Genomic DNA, 5281 nt, shown 5'->3' with positions numbered 1-5281 from the left:
GGTCTTCCCGTTCCGTCCTCTTCGGGCCGGTCACCGGGGCAACTCGATCGACTGTACGCGACCCTGGCCGCAGATCCAAATCACCGCCCGGCGAGCGCGTCGAGTGCCTTGCGGTCGAGGCCGGAGGCCTTCTCGACCTCGGACGCGTCGACCGCGCCGCAGTCCAGCCCGCGCAGCAGGTAGCCGCTGAGGGCCTTCGCCGTCGCCGGCTCGTCCATGACGTCGCCGCCGCTGCGGGCGACGTACGCGGCAAGGCGGGCCGCGGCCGCGGCCAGGCCCTCACGGTAGAAGGCGTAGACGGCGGCGTAGCGGGTGGGCAGGTGACCGGGGTGCATGTCCCAGCCCTGGTAGTAGGCGCGCTCCAGCGAGCGGCGGACCAGACGGTGGTGCAGCTGCCAGGCCGCGTGGACCTGCTCGGCGGGGCCGGTGGGGATCACGTTCGTCGAGCCGTCGGACAGGCGCACGCCGGTCCCGGCCGCCGCGACCTGCATGACGGCCTTGGCATGGTCGGCGACGGGGTGCTCCATGCTCTGGTAGGCGGCGCTGACGCCGCACGAGGCGCTGTAGTCGAAGGTGCCGTAGTGCAGGCTGGTCGCCCGGCCGTCGGCGGCCTCGATCATGCGGGCCACGGTGGCGCGGCCGTCCGCGCCGAGGATGGCCTGGGTGGTCTCGATCTGGATCTCGAACCCGATCCGCCCGGCCGGAAGGCCGGTGGCCTCCTCGAAGCCGGCGAGAAGGCGCGCCATCGCGGCCACCTGCTCCGGGTAGGTCACCTTCGGGAGCGTCAGCACCAGACCCTCGGGCAGGGTGCCGTCGCCCGCGTCGAGCAGGCCGGTGAGGAAGAGATCGAGGGTGCGCACGCCCCGGGCGCGCACGGCGGACTCCATGCACTTCATGCGGATGCCGACGAACGGGGGCGCGGTCCCGTCGGCGACGGCCTCGGCGACGAGGCGCGCGGCGCGCTCGGCGGCGGCGTCCTCCTCGGCGTCGGGACGCGGGCCGTAGCCGTCCTCGAAGTCGATGCGCAGGTCCTCCACGGGCTCGCGCTCGAGCTTGGCGCGGACGCGGTCGTGCACGTCGGCTGCGAGCGCGGCGTCGGTCTGGCCGACCACGGCGGCGAGGGAGGCGGCGTCGGGGGCGTGGCGGTCGAGGAGGTCGAGGGCCTGGCGGCCCCAGTCGCGGACCAGGTCGCCGACGCCGCGCTCGGCGAGCGCGTCGGCGGGGACGTAGACGGTGTGGACGGGCTGACGGGTGCCCGGGTCGCCCGGGTAGCGCGCGGCGAGGTCGGCGTCGACCCCGGCGAGGTCGGCTTCGATGCCCTCCCGCAGCGTGCTGGAGAACGTGGTTCGCGCGGCCATGACTTCCCCTTCGCCCGACCTCGGATGAGTACCTCGGCCCAGTCAACAGTTTGTTGACGCGACGCTATCCGCGCGTCACACCCGCGTCAACAGTTTGTTGCAACGGCCGAGGACTGCCCTGGAAAACGGATTGCTGTGGGATCACCCACCCGATAGGGATGCCCGGTGACCACAGCTCTCGCACCCGTCCGCCACCGCCCGTTCCGACTGCTCGTCGCCGGGCGCGCCGCGAACATGCTGGGGAACGGGGTAGCGCCGATCGCGTTGGCCTTCGCCGTCCTCGGGATCACCGGTTCGGTGACCCAGCTGGGTGTCGTCGTCGCGGCGCGCACCCTCTTCAACGTCGTCTTCCTGCTCTTCGGCGGGGTGGTCGCCGACCGGATGCCGCGGGGGCTGGTGCTGGTGGGGTCGAGCGTGCTCAGCGCGCTCAGCCAGGGGCTGGTCGCCACCCTGGTCCTCACGCACGAGGCGACCGTTCCACGCCTGCTCGTCCTCTCCGCGCTGAACGGCACCTTCGCCGCGTTCGCGCTGCCCGCCTCCGGCGCGCTGCTGCCGCAGACCGTCCCCGCCGAGGAGCGGCTGAGCGCGAACGCGCTGAACCGGATGGCTGCCAACGGCGCGATGATCGGCGGCGCGGCGCTGGGCGGCGTCGTGGTCGGCGTGTGCGGACCGGGCTGGGGCCTCGCGATCGACGCGGCCACCTTCGCGTGCGCGGGCCTGCTGTTCGCTCTGGTCCGGGTCCCCGCCTTGGGTGGGGACGCCGCAACCGACGGGTCCGGCGGCGGGGCAAAGCCCAGCCTGGTGCGCGAACTCCGGGAGGGCTGGCAGGAGTTCGCGTTGCGGCGCTGGGTCTGGGTGATCGTCCTCGGGTTTGGCTTCCTGAACGCCGCGTTCAGCGGCGCGGTCGAGGTACTGGGCCCGTCGGTGGCGAAGTCGTCGTTCGGCAGCGGCGGTTGGGGGCTGGTCCTGGCGTGCGAGACGGTGGGCATGGTCGTCGGCGGCGTCATCGGACTGCGCTTCCGCCCGCGGCGTCTGCTGCTCGTCGGCACGTCCTGCATGGCGGCCGCCGCGCTGCTGCCCACGGCGCTGGCCCTCGGCCTGCCGCTGCCCGTGCTCGCCGGGTGCAACCTGCTCGCGGGGGTCTGTATCGAGCAGTTCGGCATCGCCTGGGAGACCTCGCTCCAGCAGGAGATCCCGGAGGACCGCCTGGCGCGGGTCTACTCCTACGACGCGCTCGGCTCCTTCGCGGTCATCCCGCTGGCCCAAGCCACGGTGGGCCCGCTCAGCGCCGCGTTGGGCGTGCACGCGACGCTGCTGGTGGCCGGTGCGGTGATCTTCCTCTGCGCCGTGGGCATGGTGTCCGTCCCGGAGGTCCGCGCCCTGCGTGTGCGGACGCCGGACACGGCGGTCGCGGCAGACACGGCGTCCGCGGCAGATACGGCGGTCGCGGTCGTGGCGGGCCCGCTCCCCGCGGACGCGGTCGCCACCGACCCTGCCTGAGTGGGCCCCGAGCGCGCGGCTGCGCCGACGCGTCGTCAGCGCGCCGGGCGGTTCTCCTTGCGCCACACGAAGGCGAGCCCGGACCAGTCCTCCCCCACCGCCGCGACCTTCACGTCCACGACGCCGAGCGGCAGCATCAGCTCGCGCAGGTCGTTGTCGGTGATGTCGCTCGAGTGCCCGGCCGCGCGGCGCGGCCACAGCAGCCACAGGCAGGACTGCGGCAGCAGCCCGGCGACCAGTGTGTCCGCATCGGCCCGCAGGTCGGCCGCCGTCCGGTAGAAGGCGAGGACCACGTCCGCCTCCTCCGGCCTCGCGTCCAGCCGGACGCCCTCGGGGACGGCGGGCACCGGCCAGTCGGCGGGAGCGCGCCACAGCGCGACGCGACATCCCGGCTTGATGCGCAGCTTCTTGGCCAGCGGGGTGCCGGAGTATCCGGAGTCCGTCATGGCTCAGATCCTCGCATCCCGCCCGCCGGTCGGCTCGTGCTGCGGCGCGAGTCCTGGGGGTCATCGGCCCCGGCGGTGATCAGCCGAGGTGCGCCAGCACCTCGTCGACGAACGCCTTCGGCTCCTCGCTCCAGAGCCGGTGACCGGCCTCGGGGAACACGACGAGGTGGCTGCCCGGGTGCAGTTCCGCGGCGCGACGGGCCGGTGCGGTGCCGGCGACGCCGTCACGGCCGCCGGCCAGAACGAGCGGGCGGACGCCGGACGCGGCGAGCCGCGCGAGTCGGGCGGCCCGGTCGGCCGGGTCCGGGGCGCCGGAGTAGAAGACCCCGCGGTACCAGTCGGGCGCGTCCTGCGTGGGCTCGCGGTAGAGCGCGAGGTACTCCTCGCGCCACGTGCCCCAGACGAACGGCACGGTGCGCAGCGTCAACTCGTCCGCCCGCTTCGGCTCGACGTTTCCGGCGGCGAGTTCCTGCTGGGCTGCGACGGCTGCGGGGTACCAGGGTTCGTCGGCGCGTGCGGCGCGGATCGCGGCAACCTCGTCCTCGTCGGGTTCGCGTGCGACGACGCCCGCGGGCGTCACCAGGACGAGCCGGCGGATCCGTCCCGGGTACGCGGCCGCGTACTCCTGGGCCGTCAGGCAGGCGGCCGAGTGGGCCAGCAGGTCGAGGGCCTCCAGACCGAGGTGGCGGCGCAGCGCCTCCAGGTCGTGGGCCTGGGCGGTGTACGTGCAGCGGGAGCGGTCCCCGGGCACCGGTGACCGGCCGGTGGCCCGCTGGTCGACGAGGACGAGCGTGCGGTGCTCGTCGAGCCCGCCCAGTCCGCCGAGGTAGCGCACGTCGGCGCCGGGGCCGCCGGGCAGGCAGATCAGCCGGTCCCCTGAACCGCGCTCAAGGTAGCCGAGTTCGGCGCCGTCGTCGCCCGTGTAGCGGTGTTCGGTGAACGCATGAGGCATCCCGGCATCCTTGCACGACGTCAGCGGGGCGGTCCCGCGAAAATCGGGTCGGCCGTGTGGCGCGGCGGTTCTAGGGTGAGCTGGTGACGACTCAGGTGATCGTGCTCAACGGCGGCTCCAGCTCGGGCAAGTCCAGCATCGCCCGCTCCGTGCAGGCGGTCCTGCCGGCACCGTGGCTGGCGGTCTCCGTCGACGACTTCGTCGGGATGCTGCCGCCGTCCCTCCAGGAGTCCGGGGCCGGCATCGAGGTCGCTGCGGACGGAGGGGTGAGCGTCGGGCCGCAGTTCCGGATGCTGGAGGCGGCGTGGATGGCGGGGGTCGCCGCGATGGCGCGGGCCGGTGCGCGCGTCGTCGTCGACGACGTCTTCCTGGGCGGCGAGACGTCCCAGCAGCGGTGGCAGAAGGCCCTGACGGGGCTGGGCGTGCTGTGGGTCGGCGTGCGCTGTGACAGCGCGGTCGCCGCGCGGCGCGAGGCGGAGCGGGGCGACCGCACGCACGGGATGGCCGCGTCGCAGGCGGAGGTGGTGCACCAGGGCGTCGGCTACGACATGGAGGTGGACACCACGCACACCGATCCCCTGGCCTGTGCCAGGACGATCGCCACGCGGCTCCGCTGACGCCGGCGGCCCCAGCCCGCCTCGGCCGAGCGCCGGTACCCCTCCCACAGCGGCCCGCCCGCCCGCGCCAGCGCCTCTCCCACGGCGGCCGCCAGGCGCGCTGTCCCGTCGTCCGCACCCGTGACGACCGCGGCGAACCCCTCGGTGAGGCGGCCGTGGAGGCCCGGATCCGCCTCGGCGAGCCGCCGGGAGAGCCACTTGCCGGCGCCGAGCCAGCGCCCGTCGGCAAGCAGCACCAGCTCCGCCGCGTGCTCCAGCAGGTGCGCGGCGAGGAAAAGCCGCTCCTGGGGGTCCGTGCAGCCGCGCAGATCGTGGAGGGTGTCGGTCAACGCGTAGCGCTTCGTCTCCAGTTGACGCTGCGGCACGGGCGGGGGGCCGGCGGCGAGCCGCTGCCGGGCCTCGTCCTGG

5 protein-coding genes and 1 pseudogene are annotated in these 5281 nt (G+C 74.4%); 2 read left to right on the top strand and 4 right to left on the bottom strand.

Translation table 11 applies throughout. The annotated features are described in order from the left end of the window. Positions 1-80: 80 nt before the first annotated feature. A complete protein-coding gene (locus TR49_RS29300; protein ID WP_042386962.1) occupies positions 81-1358 on the bottom strand; it encodes a DUF6986 family protein in 1278 nt (425 codons plus the stop codon). A 165-nt stretch (positions 1359-1523) separates the two neighbouring features. Between TR49_RS29300 and TR49_RS29295 the strand changes: the two genes are divergently transcribed. Then, positions 1524-2858: an MFS transporter gene (locus TR49_RS29295; protein ID WP_063770205.1), complete on the top strand. Its 1335-nt coding sequence runs from the start codon at positions 1524-1526 to the stop codon at positions 2856-2858. 35 nt (positions 2859-2893) lie between these two features. On the opposite strand, the gene TR49_RS29290 is transcribed toward TR49_RS29295, so the two are convergent. Both TR49_RS29290 and TR49_RS29285 read right to left on the bottom strand, forming a co-directional pair. Further along, positions 2894-3304 carry a DUF3052 family protein gene (locus tag TR49_RS29290; protein WP_042386961.1) on the bottom strand — a complete coding sequence of 137 codons (411 nt, stop codon included), beginning with the start codon at positions 3302-3304 and terminating at the stop codon, positions 2894-2896. Positions 3305-3383: 79 nt separating this feature from the next. Further along, positions 3384-4256 (bottom strand): alpha/beta fold hydrolase, encoded by an 873-nt coding sequence (locus tag TR49_RS29285; RefSeq protein ID WP_042386959.1) that lies wholly within the window; start codon positions 4254-4256, stop codon positions 3384-3386. Positions 4257-4339: 83 nt separating this feature from the next. Between TR49_RS29285 and cpt the strand changes: the two genes are divergently transcribed. Then, positions 4340-4873, top strand: coding sequence for a chloramphenicol phosphotransferase CPT (cpt, locus tag TR49_RS29280; RefSeq protein WP_084725576.1), 534 nt, complete (start codon positions 4340-4342; stop codon positions 4871-4873). Here cpt and TR49_RS29275 read toward each other — a convergent pair. Continuing rightward, a pseudogene (locus tag TR49_RS29275) lies at positions 4798-5281 on the bottom strand (hypothetical protein); the annotation flags it as partial. The gene cpt and the pseudogene TR49_RS29275 overlap by 76 nt on opposite strands.

It is taken from the genome of Streptacidiphilus melanogenes, assembly GCF_000787835.1.
GTDB lineage: Bacteria > Actinomycetota > Actinomycetes > Streptomycetales > Streptomycetaceae > Streptacidiphilus > Streptacidiphilus melanogenes.
This window is presented reverse-complemented; position numbering and strand designations above follow the sequence as displayed.